The sequence below is a fragment of the Burkholderia lata genome, assembly GCF_902499025.1.
In the GTDB taxonomy this organism is placed as follows: domain Bacteria; phylum Pseudomonadota; class Gammaproteobacteria; order Burkholderiales; family Burkholderiaceae; genus Burkholderia; species Burkholderia lata_C.
Genome location: NZ_CABVPW010000026.1, coordinates 94,969 through 118,531 on the forward strand (window position 1 = coordinate 94,969; position 23,563 = coordinate 118,531).

Annotated in this window: 22 protein-coding genes and 1 tRNA gene; 13 read left to right on the forward strand and 10 right to left on the reverse strand. The window is 67.1% G+C overall.

Annotation, left to right across the window (positions count from 1 at the left end):
• Positions 1-33: 33 nt before the first annotated feature.
• From BDI24065_RS25090 to trxB, 3 genes are all read right to left on the reverse strand, one after another.
• On the reverse strand, positions 34-657 hold the full coding sequence (locus tag BDI24065_RS25090) for a trimeric intracellular cation channel family protein (protein WP_175033524.1): 624 nt from the start codon (positions 655-657) through the stop codon (positions 34-36).
• Positions 644-1,423, reverse strand: a complete 780-nt coding sequence (locus BDI24065_RS25095) for a Smr/MutS family protein (RefSeq protein ID WP_175033525.1) — start codon at positions 1,421-1,423, stop codon at positions 644-646. Before BDI24065_RS25095 ends, BDI24065_RS25090 begins: the two co-directional genes overlap by 14 nt.
• A gap of 137 nt (positions 1,424-1,560) precedes the next feature.
• Entirely contained in the window at positions 1,561-2,523 is a 963-nt protein-coding gene (gene trxB, locus BDI24065_RS25100; protein WP_174968517.1) for a thioredoxin-disulfide reductase, read from the reverse strand.
• 439 nt (positions 2,524-2,962) lie between these two features.
• On the opposite strand from trxB, the gene BDI24065_RS25105 reads away from it, so the two are divergent.
• The 3 genes from BDI24065_RS25105 to BDI24065_RS25115 all read left to right on the forward strand — a co-directional run bounded on the left by BDI24065_RS25105 (position 2,963) and on the right by BDI24065_RS25115 (position 7,528).
• Entirely contained in the window at positions 2,963-5,272 is a 2,310-nt protein-coding gene (locus BDI24065_RS25105) for a DNA translocase FtsK (RefSeq protein WP_175033526.1), read from the forward strand.
• A 46-nt stretch (positions 5,273-5,318) separates the two neighbouring features.
• The gene (lolA, locus tag BDI24065_RS25110) at positions 5,319-6,008 is read left to right on the forward strand and encodes an outer membrane lipoprotein chaperone LolA (protein WP_011351257.1); all 690 of its coding nucleotides are present in this window, start codon (positions 5,319-5,321) and stop codon (positions 6,006-6,008) included.
• Between the two features lie 209 nt (positions 6,009-6,217).
• On the forward strand, positions 6,218-7,528 hold the full coding sequence (locus tag BDI24065_RS25115) for a replication-associated recombination protein A (RefSeq protein WP_175033527.1): 1,311 nt from the start codon (positions 6,218-6,220) through the stop codon (positions 7,526-7,528).
• Positions 7,529-7,571: 43 nt separating this feature from the next.
• Here BDI24065_RS25115 and BDI24065_RS25120 read toward each other — a convergent pair whose 3' ends face one another.
• Positions 7,572-7,838, reverse strand: coding sequence for a DUF2164 domain-containing protein (locus BDI24065_RS25120; RefSeq protein ID WP_011351259.1), 267 nt, complete (start codon positions 7,836-7,838; stop codon positions 7,572-7,574).
• Positions 7,839-8,101: 263 nt separating this feature from the next.
• Here BDI24065_RS25120 and serS point away from each other — a divergent pair, with 263 nt between their 5' ends.
• The 4 genes from serS to BDI24065_RS25140 all read left to right on the forward strand — a co-directional run bounded on the left by serS (position 8,102) and on the right by BDI24065_RS25140 (position 12,463).
• On the forward strand, positions 8,102-9,403 hold the full coding sequence (gene serS / locus BDI24065_RS25125) for a serine--tRNA ligase (protein ID WP_175033528.1): 1,302 nt from the start codon (positions 8,102-8,104) through the stop codon (positions 9,401-9,403).
• Positions 9,404-9,538: 135 nt separating this feature from the next.
• Positions 9,539-9,629: transfer RNA gene (locus tag BDI24065_RS25130), tRNA-Ser, on the forward strand.
• A 202-nt stretch (positions 9,630-9,831) separates the two neighbouring features.
• The gene (locus BDI24065_RS25135) at positions 9,832-10,785 is read left to right on the forward strand and encodes a phosphatase PAP2 family protein (RefSeq protein ID WP_254609863.1); all 954 of its coding nucleotides are present in this window, start codon (positions 9,832-9,834) and stop codon (positions 10,783-10,785) included.
• 142 nt (positions 10,786-10,927) lie between these two features.
• Positions 10,928-12,463, forward strand: a complete 1,536-nt coding sequence (locus BDI24065_RS25140; protein ID WP_175033529.1) for a methyl-accepting chemotaxis protein — start codon at positions 10,928-10,930, stop codon at positions 12,461-12,463.
• A gap of 81 nt (positions 12,464-12,544) precedes the next feature.
• Here the strand turns inward: BDI24065_RS25140 and BDI24065_RS25145 are convergent, their stop codons facing one another.
• A complete protein-coding gene (locus BDI24065_RS25145; RefSeq protein WP_175033530.1) occupies positions 12,545-13,705 on the reverse strand; it encodes an alkane 1-monooxygenase in 1,161 nt (386 codons plus the stop codon).
• 669 nt (positions 13,706-14,374) lie between these two features.
• Here BDI24065_RS25145 and BDI24065_RS25150 point away from each other — a divergent pair.
• From BDI24065_RS25150 to BDI24065_RS25170, 5 genes are all read left to right on the forward strand, one after another.
• Positions 14,375-14,887, forward strand: coding sequence for a GNAT family N-acetyltransferase (locus BDI24065_RS25150; RefSeq protein WP_175033531.1), 513 nt, complete (start codon positions 14,375-14,377; stop codon positions 14,885-14,887).
• Between the two features lie 169 nt (positions 14,888-15,056).
• A complete protein-coding gene (gene minC, locus BDI24065_RS25155; RefSeq protein ID WP_175033532.1) occupies positions 15,057-15,827 on the forward strand; it encodes a septum site-determining protein MinC in 771 nt (256 codons plus the stop codon).
• Positions 15,828-15,886: 59 nt separating this feature from the next.
• On the forward strand, positions 15,887-16,702 hold the full coding sequence (gene minD, locus BDI24065_RS25160) for a septum site-determining protein MinD (RefSeq protein WP_175033533.1): 816 nt from the start codon (positions 15,887-15,889) through the stop codon (positions 16,700-16,702).
• 12 nt (positions 16,703-16,714) lie between these two features.
• On the forward strand, positions 16,715-16,969 hold the full coding sequence (gene minE / locus BDI24065_RS25165; protein WP_006486661.1) for a cell division topological specificity factor MinE: 255 nt from the start codon (positions 16,715-16,717) through the stop codon (positions 16,967-16,969).
• Positions 16,970-17,129: 160 nt separating this feature from the next.
• Positions 17,130-17,531, forward strand: a complete 402-nt coding sequence (locus BDI24065_RS25170; protein ID WP_175033534.1) for a YXWGXW repeat-containing protein — start codon at positions 17,130-17,132, stop codon at positions 17,529-17,531.
• A 116-nt stretch (positions 17,532-17,647) separates the two neighbouring features.
• Here the strand turns inward: BDI24065_RS25170 and BDI24065_RS25175 are convergent, their stop codons facing one another.
• The gene (locus BDI24065_RS25175; protein ID WP_175033535.1) at positions 17,648-19,207 is read right to left on the reverse strand and encodes a chloride channel protein; all 1,560 of its coding nucleotides are present in this window, start codon (positions 19,205-19,207) and stop codon (positions 17,648-17,650) included.
• A gap of 171 nt (positions 19,208-19,378) precedes the next feature.
• On the opposite strand from BDI24065_RS25175, the gene waaC reads away from it, so the two are divergent.
• Complete coding sequence (gene waaC, locus BDI24065_RS25180; protein WP_175033536.1) at positions 19,379-20,377, forward strand: lipopolysaccharide heptosyltransferase I; 999 nt, start codon at positions 19,379-19,381, stop codon at positions 20,375-20,377.
• Positions 20,378-20,396: 19 nt separating this feature from the next.
• Here waaC and BDI24065_RS25185 read toward each other — a convergent pair whose 3' ends face one another.
• The 4 genes from BDI24065_RS25185 to BDI24065_RS25200 all read right to left on the reverse strand — a co-directional run bounded on the left by BDI24065_RS25185 (position 20,397) and on the right by BDI24065_RS25200 (position 23,404).
• The gene (locus tag BDI24065_RS25185) at positions 20,397-20,576 is read right to left on the reverse strand and encodes a hypothetical protein (RefSeq protein ID WP_021164136.1); all 180 of its coding nucleotides are present in this window, start codon (positions 20,574-20,576) and stop codon (positions 20,397-20,399) included.
• Between the two features lie 104 nt (positions 20,577-20,680).
• Entirely contained in the window at positions 20,681-21,991 is a 1,311-nt protein-coding gene (locus BDI24065_RS25190) for an MFS transporter (protein ID WP_175033537.1), read from the reverse strand.
• Positions 21,992-22,284: 293 nt separating this feature from the next.
• Complete coding sequence (locus BDI24065_RS25195; RefSeq protein ID WP_175033538.1) at positions 22,285-22,776, reverse strand: energy transducer TonB family protein; 492 nt, start codon at positions 22,774-22,776, stop codon at positions 22,285-22,287.
• Between the two features lie 334 nt (positions 22,777-23,110).
• On the reverse strand, positions 23,111-23,404 hold the full coding sequence (locus BDI24065_RS25200) for a hypothetical protein (RefSeq protein WP_175033539.1): 294 nt from the start codon (positions 23,402-23,404) through the stop codon (positions 23,111-23,113).
• Positions 23,405-23,563 lie beyond the last annotated feature (159 nt).

Here is a 23,563-nt window from a genome sequence, read left to right on the forward strand (position 1 = left end):
GTTCTGGCGATGCGGTTGACGCTACAACGGCAGTCAGTGCGGCAGCCTGACGTCGAACTTGAACGTCGCGAGCCGCGCGACGAGGATGAAGCCGGTCGCGAGCAGCACACTGTAGACGGAATCGAACTGCAGCCACACGAGCAGCAGGTAGAACCAGCAGCCGACGAACGCACAGGTCGCGTACGGCCGCGAATCGCGCAGGATCAGCGGGATGTCGTTGCACAGCACGTCGCGGACGATCCCGCCGACCACGCCGGTGATCACGCCCATCATCACCGCGATGAAGCGCGGCATTTCAGAGTCAAGCGCGATCGCCGTGCCCGAGATGCTGAAGATCCCGAGCCCGATCGCATCGGCGACGAGCAGCAGCCGCTCGGCCGACAGCCGCGACAACATCCGCAGCACGAACGGCGCGAACAGCGCGAGCACGAAGATCACGATCACGTAGTCGTCGTGCACGACCCAGTAGAACGGCCGGCGCTCGAGCAGGATGTCGCGCAGCGTGCCGCCGCCGAATGCGGTGGCGAGTGCCACCACGAACGTGCCGACCGAGTCGAGGCGGTTCTTGCGCGCCTCGATGAAGCCCGAGATCGCAAAGGCCAGCGTGGCGATCGCCTCCAGTATCGCGATCGCGAGCGTCAGCCTAGGATGCGGCACGCGGCCCCCGGTCGGCCGGCGCCGCGTGCGGCTGCAGCAGCACGAGCACCGCGCCCGCGCCGCCGTCGTTGCCGCGCGCCTCGCAGAACGCGATCACTTCTTCCTTCTGCACGAGCCACGCCCGCACCTTGCCCTTCAGCACGGGCTCCTTGCCGATCGATCCGAGCCCCTTGCCGTGGATCACGCGCAGGCAGCGCAGCCCCTTCTTGCCGGCTTCGCGGATGAACTCGGCGAGCGCGTCGCGCGCCTCGTCGCGCCGCATCCCGTGCAGGTCGATCTGCGCCTGCACGATCCACGCGCCGCTGCGCAGCTTGCGCACGACGTCGCGGCTGATGCCGGGGCGGTGGTAGTACAGCGAGTCGTCGCTGTCGAGCAGCGTCTCGGGATCGAATTCGTCGGACAACGTCGCGTTCAGCACGGCTTCCTCGTCGCGCTGTGTCTGCTTCGGCACCGGGTCGGGCGGCGTGCGGCCGGCCGCCGCGCGCGGCGGCGCCTTGAGCGGCTGGATTGTGCCGACCTCGTTGCGGAACACGTTCGCGTCGGCTTCCGCCTTGCGCTCGGCCTTCGCGGTTTCGACGCGGTTGCGCTCGCGGCGCTCGGCTTCGCCCTTCAGGTTCGCGCGTAGCGCGCCGAGGCCGGCGAGCCCCTGGCCGCGCAACGCGGCGGGATCGGGCGCGGGTGCCGGCGCGGCGGGCGCGGGGTTCGCGGGACGGGCGGCGATCTGCCGCTTCGCGGGATCGCTCGGATGGGGCTGGTTCTTCGCCATGATTCGGTACGCAGGGCAGGCGCGTTCGGGCGCGCGGGCAAAAAAAAGCCGCTGCACGGCGGCAGCGGCTTGTCCGGCCAGACCCGCTTCGCGGCAGCGGACGCCATTGTAGCGCCCGGCGCGGCAGGTCTCGCGGCTTACTTCTTGTCGTGCAGGCTTTCGAGGTAGCGCTGCGCGTCGAGTGCGGCCATGCAGCCCGTGCCGGCGCTGGTGATCGCCTGGCGGTACACGTTGTCCTGCACGTCGCCCGCGGCGAACACACCCGCGACGCTCGTCGACGTTGCGTTGCCGTGCAGGCCGCTCTTCGTCAGGATGTAGCCGTCCTTCATCTCGAGCTGACCCTGGAACAGGTCGGTGTTCGGCTTGTGGCCGATCGCGACGAACACACCCTGGACGTTGAGGTCTTCCGTTGCGCCGGTCTTCACGTTCTTGATGCGCAGGCCCGTGACGCCCGAATCCTCGCCGGTCACTTCGTCGAGCACGTGATCCCACTTGATCACGACGGCGCCTTCCTTTTCCTTCTCCAGCAGGCGGTCGATCAGGATCGGCTCCGCGCGGAACTTGTCGCGGCGGTGGATCACCGTGACCTTCTTCGCGATGCCCGTCAGGTAGAGCGCTTCCTCGACGGCCGTGTTGCCGCCGCCGATCACCGCGACTTCCTGGCCGCGATAGAAGAAGCCGTCGCAGGTCGCGCAGGCCGACACGCCCTTGCCCATGAACGCTTCTTCGGACGGCAGGCCGAGATACTGCGCGGACGCGCCGGTCGAGATGATCAGCGAGTCGCACGTGTACTCGCCCGAGTCGCCGATCAGGCGGATCGGCTGCTCGTGCAGCTTCGCGGTGTGGATGTGGTCGAAGATGATTTCGGTGTTGAAGCGCTCGGCGTGCTCGAGGAAGCGCGCCATCAGCTCCGGACCCTGCACGCCTTTCGCGTCTGCCGGCCAGTTTTCGACGTCGGTCGTGGTCATCAGCTGGCCGCCCTGTGCGATGCCGGTGATCAGCACCGGGGACAGGTTGGCGCGTGCCGCGTAGACGGCAGCCGTGTAGCCGGCGGGGCCGGAACCGAGAATCAGGACTTTGGCGTGTTTGGGCGTGGACATGTGCGAATCCGTAAAAGGCGGCCGCGGCGGGCGGGGTAAGGCTCGCCGTACGATCCGGGTTGACCGGGATGCCGTCATAGATGGGTATCAGACGCGCATTATAAAGGCCCCGTTGCTGCGCTGCCGAACGAGAGTTTCAATCGCGTCGATAGTGTCGCGCGGTGCAACGGCCGCGCACGCGGGGCGGGCAGGGCGCGCGGCGGCGTGTTGCCGCACGGGTGTGGCGCGGCCGGGTGCCGGTTCGGGGCGGTGCGGCAGTGGCGCCCGCCGGCCGGCGGGAGCGGGGCAAAAGGGCCGCGGCGGAGCGCTTCCGCCGTGCCGGTCGTATCCCGGCCCCGTTATGTAACCGTCATTTACACTTGGCGGCCCGGTGCAGCGTTTACAATAAGCGGGATCGAACGACAGGCGGGCGCACGGCCCGTCCTATTTATACGGATTCATGGCAAAAGCTCCTTATTCCGCCCAGGCACAGGCGTTGCCGCACCGGATGTCGAAGCTCCTCACGGAGATCCGCTGGATTCTCCAGGTCGCGCTCTGCGCATTTCTGGTGATGGCCCTGCTGAGCTACAGCCGGCGCGATCCGAGCTGGACGCACGCGGCCCAGGTGGACCACATCTCGAACTGGGCCGGCCGCGTCGGCGCCTGGACGGCCGACATCATCCTGCTGCTGTTCGGCCTGTCGGCCTACTGGCTGATCGTGCCGCTCGCGCGGCGCATCGCCGTCAACTACCGCCGCATCACCCGCCACGAGGCGGTTGCGGACGAACCCGAGCGGCCGATCGGCTGGCTCACCGAAATCCTCGCGTTCGTGCTCGTCGTGCTGGCATGCGACGGCATCGAGGCGCTGCGCATGTGGTCGCTGAAGGTGCAGTTGCCGCGTGCGCCGGGCGGCGTCGTCGGCGAGGCCGTCGCGGGCGCGATGTCGCACGCGTTCGGTTTCACGGGCGGCACGCTGTTGCTGCTGATCGCGCTGGCGATCGGCCTGTCGCTGTATTTCCGCTTCTCGTGGCTGTCGGTCGCCGAGCGCGTCGGCGGTGCGATCCTGTCCGCCGTCAACGTCGCGAAGCTGCGCCGCGAGGCCGAGCGCGACCGCAAGCTGGGCGAGGCCGCGGCCGTGCGCCGCGAAGGCAAGGTCGAAGAGGAGCGCGTGCGCATCGAGGATCACGAGCCCGTGACGATCGTGCCGCCGGTCGTCACGCCGGCGAAGTCCGAGCGCGTCGAGCGCGAGCGTCAGGTGCCGCTCTTCACCGACCTGCCGGGCGATTCGACGCTGCCGGCGGTATCGCTGCTCGACCCGGCGCCGAAGGCGCAGGAGGCGATCTCCGCCGATACGCTCGAATTCACGTCACGCCTGATCGAGAAGAAGCTGAAGGACTTCGGCGTCGAGGCAAGCGTCGTGGCCGCGTATCCGGGCCCGGTCGTCACGCGCTACGAGATCGAGCCGGCCACCGGCGTGAAGGGCAGCCAGATCGTCAACCTCGCGAAGGATCTCGCGCGTTCGCTGTCGCTCGTGTCGATCCGCGTCGTCGAGACGATTCCCGGCAAGAACTACATGGCGCTCGAGTTGCCGAACCAGCGCCGCCAGACGGTGCACCTGTCCGAGATCATCGGCTCCGAAGTCTATGCGGCCGCGTCGTCGGCGCTGACGCTGAGCCTCGGCAAGGATATCGGCGGCAAGCCGGTGTGCGCGGATCTCGCGAAGATGCCTCACCTGCTGGTGGCCGGCACGACCGGTTCCGGCAAGTCGGTCGGGATCAACGCGATGATCCTGTCGCTGCTGTACAAGGCGACCGCCGAGCAGGTGCGCCTGATCCTGATCGATCCGAAGATGCTCGAAATGAGTGTCTACGAAGGCATTCCGCACCTGCTGTGCCCGGTCGTCACCGACATGCGCCAGGCCGGCCACGCGCTGAACTGGACGGTTGCGGAGATGGAGCGCCGCTACAAGCTGATGAGCAAGCTCGGCGTGCGCAACCTGGCCGGCTACAACAACAAGATCGACGAGGCCGCGAAGCGCGAAGAGAAGCTGCCGAATCCGTTCAGCCTCACGCCGGAAGATCCGGAGCCGCTCGGCCGCCTGCCGAACATCGTCGTCGTGATCGACGAGCTGGCCGACCTGATGATGGTCGTCGGCAAGAAGGTCGAGGAACTGATCGCGCGGATCGCACAGAAGGCGCGCGCGGCCGGCATCCACCTGATCCTTGCCACGCAGCGTCCGTCGGTCGACGTGATCACCGGCCTCATCAAGGCGAACGTGCCGACCCGGATCGCGTTCCAGGTGTCGTCGAAGATCGACTCGCGCACGATTCTGGACCAGATGGGCGCCGAATCGCTGCTCGGGATGGGCGACATGCTGTACCTGGCGCCGGGCACCGGGCTGCCGGTGCGCGTGCACGGCGCGTTCGTTGCCGATGACGAAGTGCACCGCGTCGTCGAGAAGCTCAAGGAGCAGGGCGAGCCGAACTACATCGAGGGCCTGCTCGAAGGCGGCACCGCCGACGGCGACGAGGGCTCGGCCGGTGCGGGAACCGGCGAAGGCGGCGACGAGTCTGATCCGCTGTACGACCAGGCGGTCGAGATCGTCATCAAGAACCGCCGCGCGTCGATTTCGCTCGTGCAGCGCCACCTGCGGATCGGCTATAACCGCGCGGCGCGGCTGCTCGAGCAGATGGAGCAGTCGGGGCTCGTGTCGGCGATGTCGTCGAGCGGCAACCGCGAAATTCTTGTGCCGGCGCGCGACGCGGAATGAGTCCGCGGCGCTCGCAGCGCCGGCCACCCAGGGAGAAAACCGCAATATGCAGCAACATTCGTTCGCAATGTCCCTTCGTTCGACGCGGCGCTGGCTCGGCGCGGCGCTCGCCGGCGCATCGCTGATGCTCGCGGCGACGCACGCGTTCGCGGGCGGCACCGAGCAACTGAAGGCGTTCGTGTCGCAGGTGCGTTCGGCGAAGGGCGACTTCACGCAGCAGATCGTCAAGGCACCCGCGAAGGGCGCGAGCGCCGTGCAGGCCGTGCCGAAACCCACCGACAATTCGAGCGGCACGTTCGTGTTCGCGCGCCCGGGCAAGTTCATCTGGACGTACCAGAAGCCGTACCAGCAGGTGTTGCAGGCCGACGGCGAGAAGCTCTACGTGTACGACCGCGACCTGAACCAGGTCACCGAGCGCAAGCTGAACGGCGCGCTGGGCGCGAGCCCGGCCGCGATCCTGTTCGGCAGCAACGATCTCGACAAGAACTACACGCTGCGCGATGCCGGCGAGAAGGGCGGCATCGAGTGGCTCGAGATGCTGCCGAAGGCGCAGGACACGCAGTTCCAGCGGATCGGTATCGGCTTCAAGAACGGCACGCTCGCCGCGATGGAACTGCACGACGTGTTCGGCAACGTCACGCTGCTGACGTTTACGAACATCCAGACGAATCCGCCGCTGAAGGGCGATACGTTCAAGTTCGTCGTGCCGAAGGGCGCCGACGTGATTACCGGCTGACCGGCGCCGCGCGCCGCTCTCCTGCAACGGGCCTGCCGGCGACGGCAGGCCCGTGTTGTTTCTGGGCGCGGGCACCGGGCGCGGGCACTGCGTGCCGGGCGTGGGCGTGAGGCGCGGGCACCGGCCACGGCGGCGCCGTCGCGCGGCTGTCATAATGGCGGGTCCGGCGGCCGGTTCGGCCGCGACCGTTTGATGTGGAGCGAGGGTTCATGTCCGATCTGTTTCAAGTCGAGCCGCGTCGCCCGCTCGCCGAGGCGCTGCGGCCGAAGACGCTCGCCGAGGTGATCGGCCAGACGCATTTGCTGGGCGAAGGCAAGCCGCTGCGGCTCGCGTTCGAATCGGGCAAGCCGCATTCGATGATCCTGTGGGGGCCGCCCGGTGTCGGCAAGACGACGCTTGCGCGGCTCACCGCGCTCGCGTTCGACTGCGAGTTCATCGCGCTGTCCGCGGTGCTCGGCGGCGTGAAAGACATCCGCGAGTCGATGGAGCAGGCAAAGGACACGCTGAACCGCACCGGCCGCCACACGATCCTGTTCGTCGACGAAATCCACCGCTTCAACAAGGGGCAGCAGGACGCATTGCTGCCGTTCGTCGAGTCGGGGCTCGTGACCTTCATCGGCGCGACGACCGAGAACCCGAGCTTCGAGGTCAACTCGGCGTTGCTGTCGCGTGCACAGGTGTACGTGCTGAAGTCGCTGGACGACGACGAGATGCGCCAGTTACTGAAGCGCGCACAGGAAATCGCGCTCGACAGCCTGTCGTTCGACGACAAGGCGATCGATACGCTGGTCGGCTATGCGGACGGCGACGCGCGGCGCTTCCTGAACCTGCTCGAGCAGGCGCAGACGGCGGCCACGTCGGCCGGCGTGGCGACGATCGATGCCGAATTCGTCAGCAGCGCGATGACGCTGAACGCACGACGCTTCGACAAGGGCGGCGACAACTTCTACGACCAGATCTCGGCGCTGCACAAGTCGGTGCGCGGTTCGAGCCCGGACGGCGCGCTGTACTGGTTCTGCCGGATGATCGACGGCGGTGCGGATCCGAAATATCTCGCGCGGCGGATCGTGCGGATGGCGTGGGAAGACATCGGCCTCGCCGATCCGCGCGCGTTGCAGATGGCCAACGACGCGGCCGAAACCTACGAGCGGCTCGGCTCGCCGGAAGGCGAACTCGCGCTCGGGCAGGCGGTGATCTATCTCGCGTGCGCGGCGAAGAGCAACGCGGGTTACAACGCGTTCAACCAGGCGATGGCGTTCGTCAAGCAGGACAAGTCGCGCGAGGTGCCCGTGCATCTGCGCAACGCGCCGACCAAGCTGATGAAGGAGCTCGGCTACGGTCACGCTTACCGATACGCGCACGACGAGCCGAATGCGTATGCGGCCGGCGAGACGTACCTGCCGGACGGGATGCGCGAGCCGCGCTGGTACAAGCCGGTGCCGCGCGGGCTCGAATCGAAGATCGCCGACAAGCTCGCGTGGCTGCGCGAACTCGACCGCGAGGCCGGCAAGAAGGACTGACGGCCCGGTGCGGCCCGGTGCGGCCGGCGCGGCCGCGAACGCGTCAGCGCTTGCGGGCCGGCTGCTTCTTCCAGTAGCCGAACGGCTCCTGATGGCACTCGATGTCGAGTTCGGTGACGCGGGCGTGCAGGCTCTGCTGCGCATCGGCGATCGCGAGGTTGTAGATCGCGGGCGCGATTTCCTCGACGAAGAAGTGCAGCAGTGCGCCGGCCTGGATATTGCCGATCGGCTCGTCCATGTTTTCCGTGAAATAGCGTTGCAGCGACGCGATCGCTCGGTCGCGTACGTCCTTGTCCAGTTCGATGGCCATCGGGTTCCTTGGGTAGCTGTGACGGGTGGCGGGTGCCGTGTTCGATGCGCCGCGGCAGGCGCACACGGGTGTTTCTCGATCCGCCGCGCGTCGATGCCGCGCGATTCCGCGGGTGCCGACGGGCGGACCGGCAATGCGATACTGCCATGGCCGTCGCACCACGGTCATCGCCCGTTTGCAGCATTGTCCGTCCGGCCAGTGCCGTGGCGGCCCCGCGGTGCGTTAGAATTCCCGTCTTACACAACGATTCTCCAAGTCCTCCCATGCTCGACATCCAGTTGCTGCGCAAAGACCTCGACGGCGTCGCCCAGCGCCTCGCCGATCGCGGCTACACCCTCGACATCGCCGCGTTCTCCGCCCTCGAAGCGGAACGCCGCGCGATCCAGACCCGCACCGAAGAGCTCCAGGCGCGCCGCAACAGCCTGTCGAAGCAGATCGGCGCGATGAAGGGGAAGGGCGAGGACACGTCGGCCGTGATGGCCGAGGTCGGCGGGATCGGCGACGAAATGAAGGCGGGAGAAGCCAAGCTCGGCGAGATCCAGGCGCGCCTGTCCGACCTGATGCTGGGCATGCCGAACATCGCGCATGAAAGCGTGCCGGTCGGCAAGGACGAAGCCGACAACATCGAAGTGCGCCGCTGGGGCACGCCGCGCCAGTTCGATTTCGAGGTGAAGGATCACGTCGACGTCGGCACGCCGCTCGGCCTCGATTTCGAGACCGGCGCGAAGCTCGCCGGTGCGCGTTTCACGATGCTGCGCGGCTCGATCGCGCGCCTGCACCGCGCGCTCGCGCAGTTCATGATCGATACGCACACGCTGCAGCACGGCTATACCGAAACGTATACGCCGTACATCGTGAACCCCGAGATCCTGTACGGTACGGGCCAGCTGCCGAAGTTCGCGGACGACATGTTCCGCGTCGAGAAGGGCGGCGAGGAGAACAAGGTCACGCAATACCTGATCTCCACGTCGGAGATCTCGCTGACGAACACCGTGCGCGAGTCGATCGTCGATGCATCCGCACTGCCGATCAAGCTGACCGCGCATTCCCCGTGCTTCCGCTCGGAAGCCGGTTCGTACGGCCGCGACACGCGCGGCATGATCCGCCAGCACCAGTTCGACAAGGTCGAGATGGTGCAGGTCGTCGCACCGGACACATCGTACGCGGCGCTCGACGAGATGGTCGGCCATGCGGAAGCGATCCTGCAGAAGCTCGGCCTGCCGTACCGCGTGATCACGCTGTGCACGGGCGACATGGGCTTCTCGGCCGCGAAGACGTTCGACCTCGAGGTGTGGCTGCCTGCGCAGAACACCTATCGCGAGATCTCGAGCTGCTCGAACACCGAGGCGTTCCAGGCGCGCCGGATGCAGGCGCGTTTCCGCAACGCGCAGGGCAAGCCGGAGCTCGTCCATACGCTGAACGGTTCGGGCCTCGCAGTCGGCCGCACGCTCGTCGCGGTACTGGAGAATTACCAGAACGCGGACGGCTCGGTCACGGTGCCGGAAGCGCTGCGTCCGTACATGGGCGGCATCGAGCGCATCGACGCGCCGGCACAGGCGTCGTAAGCGCACGTTCCGGCAAACTCGCGAAGTCCTCGCAAAAAATTTGCAAAAAGGGCTTGTGAGATTCGAAGAGATCGTTCTATAATCTTTTCTTTCGCGGAAACGACCAACCGCGAAATGCAGTAAAGCAGCAAGGAAGGAGAGGTGGCAGAGTGGTCGAATGTACCTGACTCGAAATCAGGCGTACGGTTTCCCCGTACCGTGGGTTCGAATCCCACCCTCTCCGCCAAAATACGAAGCCCCTTGATCCGGAAGGATCAAGGGGTTTTTCGTTTTGGGCTCGCGGTGCGTGCGTCGTGTCGCAAGCCATTGCAGTGGCAACAGCTCGACTCGCGACACATCGGATCGTGCTGATACGATGCGAGCCACTGCGTGCATGACCGTGCCGCGTCCCCGATACCGCCGCGCCGAACGGCAAACTCCGCGATCCCATGACGAACCGAGTGCCGAAAGTCCTGACGGGCATTGCGCTGCTGACCGCCGTCATCGCGGTCGTGGACATCCGCGGCGCACATGGCATCGGCATGGCGTTGGCATTCGGTATCGCGGCGTATTTCGCGGGGCTGGCAGGATGTGCTGCCATTGCAGTTGCGGCGGCATTGATCGTGCTGTCGCACGCCCCGCGCTACCGCGAGCGAGCGCTCACATGGCGATGGCGCGAATCGGCGATCGCGTTGCTTTGCATCGTGGCAATTGCTGCCTTCAGCCAGGCGGTCGTGGTGCTCGACTACCTGTGCGTGGCGCTTGCGCCGCCGTCGATCGAAGCCGATCTCGTCCGGTTCGATGCGTTGCTCGGCTTTCACTGGCCCGACCTGTATCGCTGGGTGAGGGCGCATGCCGAACTGCAGAGCGTGCTGGCGTTCGCGTATCGCTGCAGCATCGTGCAACTGATCGCCGTCCCGTTCATTCTCGCGACCGCACGGCGGCATGACGACCTCGCCGAATTCATGACGCTGTTCGCATTCGCGTTGCTCGTCGTGGTCGTCGTCTCGACGCCGTTCCCCGCGCAAAGCGCATTCATCCATTTCGGCATCGCCGATGCGAACACCGCGTCGACCGTGTCGCACTACGACCTGCTGCGCAGCGGGCGGCTTCGGCAGTTCAGCCTGTCCGAATCGCAGGGGCTCGTGTCGCTGCCGTCGTTCCACGTGATGCTGGCGCTGCTGCTCGCGTATGCGGTGCGGCATGTCCGCTACCTGTTTCCCGCATCGGTCGTGCTGAATGCCGTGATGATCGTGTCGACGCCGACACAGGGTGGCCACTACCTGGCCGACGTGATCGCCGGGATCGTATTCGGCGTGCTGTCGCTCGTCGTCGTGCGCCGCTGGATGGCGGGCCCGCGCAGGGCCGCGACAGCCGGGCCGCGCGCGACGCATCCGACCTGACCGAACTGCGGCCGGCGTTTTCGCACGCGTCCGGTCTTCACCGCTTTCTTCAGCTTTAAGCCCGCGCTTCCGGCGCCGTTAACACGAGGCGGCGGCCGGCGCCCGTGCCGGGCCGCCTCGTTTCCCGTCGATTCAAGGTCCCATGAAGCTGAGCTACAAGATTCCCCTCGCATTCGCCGTCGCGCTGCTGATGATGTTCGGTGGCGCGCTGTACGGTATCCACATTCTCAATCGGTCGATCGATACGTTCGCCGAAGACGTGCAGACGAACGTCGGCGACGAACGGCTCGTGTCGGCCACGCTCGTGCAGTTCAAGCTGCAAGTGCAGGAATGGAAGGACACGCTGTTGCGCGGCAAGCAGCCCGACAAGCTCGACCAGTACTGGCAGGCGTTCCAGACGCGCGAGCGGACGGTCGACACGCTTGCCGCGCAGCTCGTTCATCAGTTGCCGCCCGGCGAGAGCCGCTCGCTCGTCGAGCAGTTCATGCGCGCGCATACGGCGATGGGCGACGGGTACCGGCGCGGGTTCGACGCGTTCAAGGCTGCCGGCTTCGAGCCGTCGGCCGGCGATGCCGCCGTGGCGGGCGTCGACCGCGAACCCGCGGCGCTGCTGGAGCGGGCCGCGAAGTCGATCGCCGACGAGAGTGCCGCCGTGTCGGCGCAGGCGAGCCGCGATGCACAGCACGCCACTACCGCGAGCCTCGTGCTGATGCTGGTCGTGCTCGGCGTTGCGATGGTCGGCGCGTTCCTGTTCAGCCGCGCGATCCTGCGTCCACTCGACCGCGCAGTGGCGTGCGCGCAGGCCGTCGCAGAGGGTGACCTGACACGCGACGTCGACGCAGCCGGCCGCGACGAGATCGCCGATCTGCTGCGCGCACTGCAGACGATGCAGGCAAGCCTGTCGTGTGTCGTGCTCGAAGTGCGCACGCACGCCGAAGCCGTCGCGACCGCGAGCGCACAGATCGCGTCGGGCAATCATGACCTGTCGGCGCGTACCGAGGCGCAGGCCGCGTCGCTCGAGGAGACGGCCGCGAGCATGACCGAACTCACGGGCATCGTCCGCCAGTCGGCCGAGCACGCGCAGCACGCGGCGCAGCTGGCGCGCGACGCGTCGAACATCGCGTCGGCAGGCGGCGGCGTGATGACGGATGCCGTCGATACGATGAACGGCATCGCCGACAGCTCGGCGAAGGTCGGCGAGATCATCGCGGTGATCGACGGCATTGCGTTCCAGACCAACATCCTCGCGCTGAACGCAGCGGTCGAGGCGGCCCGCGCGGGCGAGCAGGGGCGCGGCTTCGCGGTCGTCGCGGCGGAAGTGCGCACGCTCGCGCAGCGCAGCGCCGCTGCCGCGAAGGAGATCAAGGGGCTCATCGAGCAGTCGACGCAGCGGGTCGACGAAGGCGCCGTGCTGATCGGTCGTGCGGGCGAATCGATTCACGAGATCGTCGGCGCCGTGCAGCGTGTCACGACGATCGTCGGCGAGATCTCGTCCGCGTCGCAGGAGCAGAGCGGCGGCATCCAGCAGGTGAACATCGCGGTGACGCAGATGGACGAAGCGACGCAGCGCAACGCGGCGCTCGTCGAGCAGGCATCGGCCGCGACGCAGGCGCTGGCCGAGCAGGCGAGCGCGCTGCGCCACGCGGTGGCCGTGTTCAGGCTGCCGGAAACGGCGTGACGGCGGCGCCGTCGCGCCGGACTTCGACGGAACCGAGGGGCGGCGCGCCGGCGCCAGCCGCCACCGGCTCGTCTTCCGCCATCAGGCTGCGGCCGGATATTGCGCGAGCACCCGGGCGCGGATCGACGGCTTGATGTTCGATTGCGCCATGTCGCCGCCGTAGTGCGCGACGACGCGCGGATTCATCACGCGATACCAGAGCGGCGGTACGTACGCGAACAGGATCATCGTTGCGTAGCCGGCCGGCAGTTGCGGCGAATTGTCGAAGTGGCGCAGCGCCTGGTACGAGCGCGTCGGATTCGCGTGATGGTCGGCGTGCCGCTGCAACTGGTACAGGAACAGGTTGGTGACGACGTGATTGCTGTTCCACGAATGCTGCGGCGTGCAGCGTTCGTAGCGGCCGCTCGGCAGCTTGCGGCGGCCGAGCCCGTAGTGCTCGACGTAGTTCACGACTTCGAGCAGCGACGCACCGTAGACGGCCTGGATCACGAGGAACGGAATCACGGCCTTGCCGGCCATCGCGATCGCGATGCCCCACACGACGACGGTCATCGCCCACGCGTGCAGTACCTCGTTGCGCCAGGTCCACGGCGAATGTCCGAGCCGTTCGAGGCGCGCCTTCTCGAGCCGCCACGCCGAGCCGATGCTGCCGGTCACGGTGCGCGGCAGGAACGCCCAGAACGATTCGCCATAGCGCGCGCTGGCCGGATCCTCGGCCGTCGCGACGCGCACGTGGTGGCCGCGGTTGTGCTCGACGTAGAAGTGGCCGTATGCGACCGGCGCGAGCGTGATCTTCGCGAGCCAGCGCTCGACGCGGTTGGTCTTGTGCCCGAGTTCGTGCGCGGTATTGATCGAGATGCCCGTCGCGGCGCCGAGCGACAGCGCGAAGCCGACGTAGTCGTACCAGGCGAGCGCGTGCGTGCCGACGATCCATACGCACACGAAGAACGCGACGTATTCGACGAGGGTCGCGAGATAGACGATCAACCGGTAGTAGCGCTCCCGTTCGAGGTGCGGTACGACGTCCTCGGGCGGGTTGTCGCGATCGTCGCCGATCAGCGTGTCGAGGATCGGGATCACGCCGAATGCGAACAGCGGGCCGAACCACCAGAACACGTGCAGGCCGGTCGACAGCGCGAGCTGGGCGGCGAGGATCGGTAGCGTGATCGTCAACGCGCCAAGCAGCCACAGGTAACGCTTGCCATCCGACCAGCCCGAAGCCGATCCGTCGGTCATTGCCATTGTCTCCCTCCTGCCGGCCGGCGCGAGGGCGGCCGCCTGTACGGTGGTTCGAATTCTCGTTGATCCGCGACGCACGCGCGGTCGAGCCGGATCGTTACCCGGTTCTGCCTGTTATACGACCCATGTGCACGCTTGCCAAACTCCGGCGCTAGGCGCGCGGCTCCAAACGGCGGGGCGCGTGCGGCGCAGGCAGGGAAGGGCCCGCGCACGCCGATTGAAACATGCGGGGAACGCCGGCTCGGCCCGCACGAGTGGCCGGTTTGTCAGACGGATGGCGCGCCGTGACGCGTGCGGGGATCGGTGCCGTCGGTTCGCAACAAATGTTGCGATGCAATATGCGGAGCGCGACAGGTACCCGCGATACCTGTTTTCGGGGTCACCAATCTTACGGATCATTACGAATTGCGCGCTGAAATCCGCAGGGTTCGATGGGCGGCTGCCTCATGTCGCAAGGCGACTGGCGTCATGCGTTGAACGCGGCCGCCGCAACCGTCTTTCGGCGGTACGCATGGACATGGCGATGCTGCACCTGCACACGAGCGGGCCGCTTGGCTGCCGGCGGTGCATGCTGCCTTTCGATTCGCGCCGCCATTTGAAAATAACGATTTGACTCATGCCCCGCTTTCGGTTGAAGCTAATAGCTTGCTGTCCGAAGGGGGCTGTGCCTGCATGAGTTCGACCTTGACCGTTCGTCGTATCGTTGCCGACCAGGGCGGCGTGTATCGCGAACTCCGCGCCGCATCGCTGCGCGAGCCCTACGCGCCCGGCGAAGCGCCGGAGGCCGAATTGCTGAACGTCGAAACGGACGCAGCGTCGGCGATTGCCGCGCAGCGCGCCGTATCCGACGAGTCGACGACTTTCCTGCTGTATACCGAAGGCCATCCGGCCGGCATGATCGGCGCGTATTTCGACAATACGCCCGATCGGCGCGCGTTCGTCAGCGAGCTGTGGGTTGCGCACGCGGTGCGTCATCTGCGCGGCGGCGTGCTGCTGCTGGAGACGGCCACCGCATGGCTCGCCGATCGCGGCGCGCAGGACGTCTACGCCTGGATTGCCGATGCGAACCGCAACGCGATCCGCTTCTACGAGCGCGCGGGTTTCGGCAACACCGGCGAACACGCGCCGATCGCGCGGATGCCCGGCGCGATGAAATCGCTGTATGTGTCGCAGGTGAAGCACTGACGCGACGTCAGGGCGCGGGTTGCGCGGCGCGATGAAGGCCCGGTCGCCCGCTTGCCTGCCCGCCTGCCGGTTGCGCGCCCGCCCGGGCCGCCGCAACCCGGCTCCCCAAAAATAATGGCCGCGCGCGTGGACGCCTGTAAAATACGCAAAAAATTTTTGCAGAGTGTCCATGTCGCTTAAAAAATCGCCATTCTTCGAGCTGCGCAGCGGATCGGTCGATACGTTGCTGTTCACCGTGAAGACGACCGATCTCGATGCGTTGCGTACCGAACTGGTCAAGCGCTTCGAAGCGACTCCCGAGTTTTTCGCCGACGATGTCGTCGCGATCGACGTCCGCCGCCTGGCTGACGGCGAACGCGTCGCGCTGGCGGACATCCGCCAGATGCTGAACGACGTGCGGATGCGCCCGGTGGGCGTCGTCGCGCTGGCAACGCAGGGCTGGGCGGGGGAAGCCGGCCTGCCGTTGCTCGAGGCGCGCGATCGCCGTGCGCCGGCCGCGAAGCACGCCGACGAAGCGGAACCGGCGCCGGCGCCCGTCGCCGAAGCCGTCGCTCCGGCAGCCGAACCGGCGCAGGAGCCCGCACCGACGTTGTTGCACACGGGCGGCCAGACGCTCGTGATCGACCGGCCGTTGCGTTCGGGGCAGCAGATTTACGCGAAAGGAGACCTCGTGGTGCTCGCGCCGGTCAGTCACGGCGCGGAGATCATCGCGGAAGGCAACATCCACATCTACGCGCCGTTGCGCGGCCGCGCACTCGCGGGCGTGCACGGCAATCACGACGCGCGCATTTTCTGCACGTGTCTCGAGCCGGAACTGATTTCGATCGCGGGTATCTATCGAACAACCGAGAACCCGTTGCCCGCCGAAGTACTGGGCAAATCGGTGCAGATCCGGCTCGAAGAGGAAAAACTGATGATCGAACCGCTGCGCCTGACGTAAGACACGCGGTGCGCTCCGGATCGATCGGCTCTCATTGACGAACACAGGGTATTGGGTAAATGGCAAAAATCATCGTGGTGACCTCGGGCAAGGGCGGCGTGGGCAAGACGACGACGAGCGCGAGCTTTGCGTCCGGTCTCGCGCTGCGCGGCCACAAGACAGCCGTGATCGACTTCGACGTCGGCCTGCGCAACCTCGATCTCATCATGGGCTGCGAGCGCCGCGTGGTGTACGACCTCGTGAACGTGATCCAGGGCGAAGCGAACCTGAACCAGGCGCTGATCAAGGACAAGAAGTGCGAGAACCTGTTCATCCTGCCGGCGTCGCAGACGCGCGACAAGGACGCGCTCACGCGTGACGGCGTCGAAAAGGTGCTCAACGACCTGGTCGCGATGGACTTCGCATACATCGTCTGCGATTCGCCGGCCGGCATCGAGGCGGGCGCGCTGCACGCGATGTACTTCGCGGACGAAGCGCTGATCGTCACGAACCCGGAAGTGTCGTCGGTGCGCGACTCGGACCGCATTCTCGGTATCCTGTCGTCGAAGACGAAGCGCGCGACCGAAGGCAAGGATCCGATCAAGGAACACCTGCTGATCACGCGCTACAGCCCGAAGCGCGTCAGCGAAGGCGAGATGCTGTCGCTCGAGGACATCAGCGAGATCCTGCGCATCAAGCTGATCGGTGTGGTGCCCGAGTCGGAAGCCGTGCTGCACGCATCGAACCAGGGCTTGCCGGCCGTGCATATCGACGGCACCGACGTCGCGGAAGCGTACAAGGACGTCGTCGCGCGTTTCCTCGGCGAAGACAAGCCGCTGCGCTTCACCGATTACCAGAAGCCGGGCCTGCTGCAGCGCCTCTTCGGCAGCAAGTAACGGAGGCCGTCCATGTCCATCCTTTCGTTTCTCCTCGGCGAGAAGAAAAAGTCCGCATCGGTCGCGAAGGAGCGCCTGCAGCTCATCATCGCGCACGAGCGCGTCGGCGGCCGGCCGCCGGCCGATTACCTGCCGGCGCTGCAGAAGGAGCTGGTCGCGGTCATCTCGAAGTACGTCCATATTTCGAACGATGACATCCGCGTGAGCCTCGAGCGCCAGGACGATCTCGAAGTCCTCGAAGTGAAGATCGAGATCCCGCAAGCCTGACCGTTGCGGGTATCCCTCCGCACGGCGGCACTCGCCGCCGTGCGCGTCTTACGCCCTGTTGCACTTTCGGGCATGCCGTAACACGGCGTCTGTCGGCCGTTATCGCCCCTCCCGCATTGAACGAATACGCTCGCGTAACTTGTTCAACCAGGAGGTTGTGATGGCTGTCTCTACCGTTCAACGTCGTATCGTTTCGCTCGCACTGTTTGCCGCGAGCCTGTCAGCCGTCGTCGCGCCGCTTGCCGCGCATGCGGACGAGATTCTCGTCGGCACGCCCGTGCTCGTTCCGCAGGGCCGCGTAGTGGTGGCCGAGCCGGTCGCCGTGCGCACCGAGGAAATCGTCGTCGTCTCGCCGAACGCGCCGCCGCCGGTGCGCTACGAGGTCGTGCCGGCCGCGCGTGTGGGCTACGTGTGGGATCGCGGGCACTGGCACTGGGATCATGGCCGCTACGTGTGGATCGGCGGACACTGGGAAGCCGAGCGCGTCGGCATGCAATGGGTGCCGGGCCATTGGGACCAGCGCGGTCCGAACTGGTTCTGGACCCGTGGCCACTGGGCATGATGGAGGCGAGCGATGAAAAGAACCGCAATCGCCATCGCGCTCGTCGCGATCACGCTGGCCGGATGCATCGTCGTGCCGGCGCGGCCCGTGTACTACCGGCCGGCACCCGTCGTGATCTACTGAGCGTCGCGCTGGCCGGGCTGCGCCGGACCGTTCGTCCCGGCCGCAGCCGGCTCGTCGTCATGCGGCGCCGGCGCATGCGCCGCGCCCTCGACCGGCGTGGAAGCGGGCGGCACTTCGTCGCCTTTGCCGCCTTCGTCGCGCAGCGTGTCGAGCGGATCGGCGGGCGCGGCGGCCGCATCCTGCGGCTCGGTCACGGCGGTTGCCACCGTTGTGCCCGCCGAGGCTGCCGCAGCCGGTTCCGCGGCCGCGACGGGCGGCGCGAGATAGCGCAGGGCGAGCGTTTCGTAAAGCGGCGGCGCGAAAAAGCGCGACACGCGGCTCGACACCAGCGCGGTGGCCATCAGCGAAATCACGAGTGCGTGACCGTTGATCATCTCCATCACGATCACGAACGACGTGATCGGCGACTGCGTGACGGCCGCCATGTAGCCGACCATCGCGAGCGCGATCAGCATCGGCAGGCTCATGTTGCTGAACACGACGTGCAGCAGGTTGCCGAACCCGGCGCCGATCGACAGCGACGGCGCGAAGATCCCGCCCGGGATGCCCGGCAGGTACGACGCGACCATCGACACCATCTTCAGGAACGGATAGAACACCGACAGATGCTGGCTGCCGTCGAGCAGGCCGCGTGCCTCGGCGTAGCCGCTGCCGAAGGTCGTGCCGCCCGATACGAGGCCGACGACGGCGATCGCGAAACCGCACAGCGCGGCGAACGCGATCGGCCGCTCGCGATACAGGCCGAGCAGTTGCGCGGGCAGCCAGCGCCCCGTGTTGAGCAGCAGCCAGCAGAACAGGCCGCCGGCGATCCCCGTCACGATCGCGGTGACCAGCACGGCGAGCGCCAGCAGTTTCGGGAAATGGGGGCCGGCATCGATCGTGCCGAAATACGTGTAGTTGCCGTTCAGCCCGAGCGCGACGACGCCGGCGAGGATGATCGCGGTGATCAGCACGCCGCTGGCGCGCGCGGAGAAGCTGCGCGTCAGCTCCTCGATCGCGAACACGATCCCGGCGAGCGGCGTATTGAACGCGGCCGACAGCCCGGCCGCCGCGCCGGCCAGTACCAGCTGGCGTTCGATTTGTGCGTTCGAGCGCGGGTAGAAGCGCCGCAGGTTGAACATCAGGGCTGCGCCGACCTGCACGGTCGGCCCTTCGCGGCCGATCGTGAAGCCGCCCAGGATGCCGAGGAACGAGACCAGCACCTTGCCGAACAGGATGCGCAGCGTCAGCAGCCGGGAGCCGAACGCACTCGGGCGCGCATGCAGTGTCGCGATCACCTGCGGGATGCCGCTGCCCTCTGCGCCGCGGAAGAAGCGGCGGGTGATCCATACGGACACCGCGGCGATGGCGGGCGTCACCAGCAGCGGCAGCCACGCGGCGTGATCGCGCATCGTGCGGAAGGTTTCGTAGCCCCAGTCGATCAGTCGAGCGTAGAGCACGGCCGCGAGGCCGACGACGATCGCGCCGAGCCAGAAGACGCCGTACTGGCGCCAGATTCTCAGCGAGCGACGGGTGAGTGCGGGAAACAGGGCGGGAAGAGCGGGGCGTGGCATCGACGCGGGCCGGTAGGCAAAGATCGAATTATAAAAACAACCGCATGCCTGCGGGGTGCGACAATAGTCCATCAACGAGATGCATTTTGTTGCAAAAGTAATTTTCGCGTAATGTTCGCGATGGGTGACCATCGTTAGCATTTCGAATTGGTCGGCCCATCCCCACACATCGTGAAACGTATCCTCATCGTGAAAGTGACGTCGCTCGGCGACGTCGTCCAGACGCTGCCCGTCGTCGCGGATCTGCATCGTGCTTTTCCCGGCGTAACGGTCGATTGGGCGGTGGATGAATCGTGTGCGGAGGTCGTGCGCTGGCATCCGGGCGTCAGCAACGTCCTTTGCGCGCCGCTGCGCCGCTTCAAGAAGATGCGCAATCGCGGCGACCTGAAGGCGATCACGGCGTCGATCAGCGCGCTGCGGCGGCACCGCTACGATGCGGTGATCGACCTGCATGGCGTCTACAAGAGCGCAATCATTTCGGCGCTCGCACGCGCCGCGCGCCGCGTCGGCTACCAGACGCAGGATCTCGGCGAAACGGGCGCACGCTTCGCGTATTCGCACCGTTTCGGCCCGCGGCCGGACTGCGACGCGTGGCACGGGATGCGCGTGAGCGCCGGCGAGGCGCTCGGCTACGAACCCGAGGGTATCGCCACGTACGGCATCGTTCCGCCGCAGGACGTGAACCTGCCGGCCGCCGTGACCGATGGCGCCCCATTCATGCTGCTGTTCCACGCGACGTCCAATCCCGACAAGAAATGGCCGGCCGACCACTGGGCCGCACTCGCCACGCAAATGATGGCGCGCGGCGTGCGCGTGCTGTTGCCGTGGGGATCGGCTGCCGAGCATGACGATGCGCAGGACATCGCTGCACGCGTGCCGGGGGCGGTCGTGCTGCCTGCGATGACGGTGCGCGAGCTCGGCGCGGCGCTCGGCCGGGCTGCGCTCGTGGTGGGGGTCGATACGGGTTTCGTGCACATGGCGCACGCGCTGCAGCGGCCGACCGTGATGATTTTCGTCGCGACGTCGCGCCACCATTGCGGGATCGGCGGCGCACCGAATGCATTGTCGATCGGCGAACCGGGCACGATTCCGTCCGTCGACGACGCGCTGGACGCGATCGATGCGGTCGGCCCGGTCTACGGCGCGCTGCGCGCGCGGCTGACCGCCTGACGGAGCGGGGCGGGCCGGTTCAGGCGAGCAGCGCCTCGACCGTGACAACGGCGGCGATGGCCGCCAGATTCGCCAGCAGCGCCTCGAACACGAGGCCGCGCCACGTCTTCGGACGGAAGCGCAGCGCAAGCAGTAGCGCGCCACCCAGCGCGAGCGCGAGGATCAGGACGAGATCGGCATTGCCGAGGCGGATGTTCATGGCGGCGGCTCCTTCGGGGCGGGATCCCGGGGGCGCGCAGCGGCGCACCCAGGATCGAGTATAGGCAGCACCGGCCACCGCACAACCCGGGTCGCCCCGGAGTCTCAGACGAGCGACGCGTCACGCGTCTCGCGCATCAGCAGCACACCGATCAGGCTGATTGTTGCCGCAACCGATACATATCCGCCGACCCACGACAGCCCGCCGCGCGCCGCCAGCAGTTGCGCGATATACGGTGCGATCGACGCACCGAGGATCCCGCCGAGGTTGTACGCGACACCCGCGCCCGTGTAGCGGACGTTGGTCGGGAACAGTTCCGGCAGCAGCGCGCCCATCGGTGCGAACGTCACACCCATCAGGAACAGCTCGATCGTCAGGAACAGCGCGACGAGCGGCATCGAGCCGCTGCCGAGCAACGGTTCCATCGCGAAACCCGACAGCAGCGCGGCGATCGCACCCACGATGAGCACCGGCTTGCGGCCGAAGCGGTCGGATGCCCACGCGGAGAGCGGCGTTGCGAGCCCCATGAACACGACCGCGAAACACAGCAGGCCGAGGAAGCTCTGGCGCGGAATATGCAGCGCCGACACGCCATACGACAGCGAAAACACCGTCGAGATGTAGAACAGCGTGTAGCAGACCACCATTGCAAGCGCACCGAGCAGCGTTGGCTGCCAGTGTTGCGTGATGAGTGTCGCGACCGGCACCCGCACGCGCTCGTTGCGATCGAGCGTGGCCTGGAACGCCGGCGTTTCGGTGATCTTGAGCCGCACGTACAGGCCAAGCGCGACGAGCACCGCGCTGACCAGGAACGGGATGCGCCAGCCCCAGCTGCGGAACTGCTCGTCCGACAGCGACAGCGCGAGCGCGAAGAACAGGCCGTTCGACATCAGGAAGCCGACCGACGGCCCGAGCTGCGGGAACATCCCGAACCAGCCGCGCTTGCCCTGCGGCGCGTGCTCGGTCGCGAGCAGCGCGGCACCGCCCCATTCGCCGCCGAGGCCGATCCCCTGGCCGAAGCGCAGCACGCACAGCAGCACCGGCGCGAGCGCGCCGATCGCGTCGTAGCCGGGCACGAAGCCGATTGCGGTGGTGGACACGCCCATCACGAGCAGCGACGCGACGAGCGTCGATTTGCGGCCGATGCGGTCGCCGAAGTGCCCGAACAGGAACGAGCCGATCGGGCGTGCGATGAATGCGATACCGAACGTGACGAAAGCGGACAGCGCCTGTGCGGTCGCGGACCCGTGCGGGAAGAACACGGGGCCGATGACGAGCGCGGCGGCCGTTGCGTACACGTAGAAATCGTAGAACTCGATCGCGGTGCCGATGAAGCTGGCGAACACGATGCGCCGGTGGCTGACGGCGCCGGCCGAACCGGTTGCGTGTGCAACGGCCGGGGGGGATGCGGACATGGAGGTCTCCGTTTTGTCGTTGGGGCGGTCGGCTGAGCGTGCGGTCAGGCAGGCGGACGCCTGCCGGGGGCAGCCGAGCGGATGATGCGGTGGCGGCGTGAACGCGCGCCGTGGCGCGGACGTCACCCGCCGGTCGACGATGGAGACGGGTAGGTCGCCGCCGCCCGGTGCCGGCGTGGTCGGCTCGCATGCCGGGTGGGGCGCGCGAACGCGCGCGCGGCGTGATGGCCGCGCGATTGCGGAAAATTATAGCCAGCGCTGCCGCGCACCGGCAATCGCGGGGCAGCGACCGGTCAGTCGATCGATTGCGCCTGCGCCGACGCGGTGCTTTGCAACTGGAAGTGGCCGTCGTCGTTGAAGAGCCAGCCTTCCATCAATTCGAGCCGGCCGTTGCCGTCGAGCAGACGCGATGGGGGCGGCGGCAACGGTGCCGCACGGCGCAGCGACGCGAGTGCGAGCGCTTCCGCCTCGCTGTCGCCGTTGCTGCGATAGACGGACGCGTTGACGAGCCGGCCGCTGCCATCTACGGTGAAGGCCACGACGACGAGCGAGCGGAGCATGGCCTGCGGCGTGCCGCGCAGCATGCCGGACGGATTGCGTTCGGCGACACGCCGCGCGACTTCGACGCGGTACTGGTCGAGGCTGCCGCTGCGGGTGATCGACGGAATCGTCAGGATCGAATGCAGTGACGGAGGCGGCGTGATCGTGCACGCCGCGAGCATGGCGACGACAGCCAGCACAACTGCACGCAGCCGGTCGACGCACGGACGGGGAAGGGGGCGCATGGGGGGCTAGCCAGAAGTGACTATAAAAAAATGATAGGCGCACGGACGCGAGCCGATATCGGGAGAAACGCATAACGGGCGATGCAGGACGATGCGATCGCTGATGACGGGCAGGCGTGCACCCGCGCATCGTGATGTGACGTGACATGTGACAGCACGCTCGAGCGGCTGCCATGCGTGTGCATCCCGGCGTGCGTGTTGCAAGGTTGAAAGAAAGGCGCGGAACGCGATTGGCACGCAGGCACGTGGCGATGGTCCGGCCGGGCGCGGCGATGGCTGCACGCAGCACCGCTGCCGACGCCCGCGCAATCGTCGGCGATGCGTGCCGCCCGGTTCAGAAGCCGTGCGTGACGAGCGACAGGATCGACAGGTCCGGGTGCGTGCCGTCGATGATGCTCTTGCCGATGTGCACGGCTTCGTGGACCGCTTCGTCGAGGCTCGCGAAGCTTTCCTCGCCGTCCGCGTGGAATGGCACTGCGTGGCCGGGCAACGCAGGATTCGCGCCTGGATGGCAGACGTAGCCGGTGTAGGTGTAGCGCGTGTCGCCGCCGGGCACGGCGGCCGGCACGACATGGATCTCGAAGCCTTCGTAATCGACGGGTTCCGTCGGTATCGACAGTTCGGTCATGACGATCTCCGTGTACCGCACGCAGGGGTGGCGCGCGCGGCATCGAGTACGCGGCGGCGGTCGTGTCGCCGTGTTGATCGAATTCTAGGTGATCGGGCGGCGGGCGGGGAGGCTTCCGGCGCGGCGCGATGCGGCGACGGGCGGCTGCCCGTGCCCGCG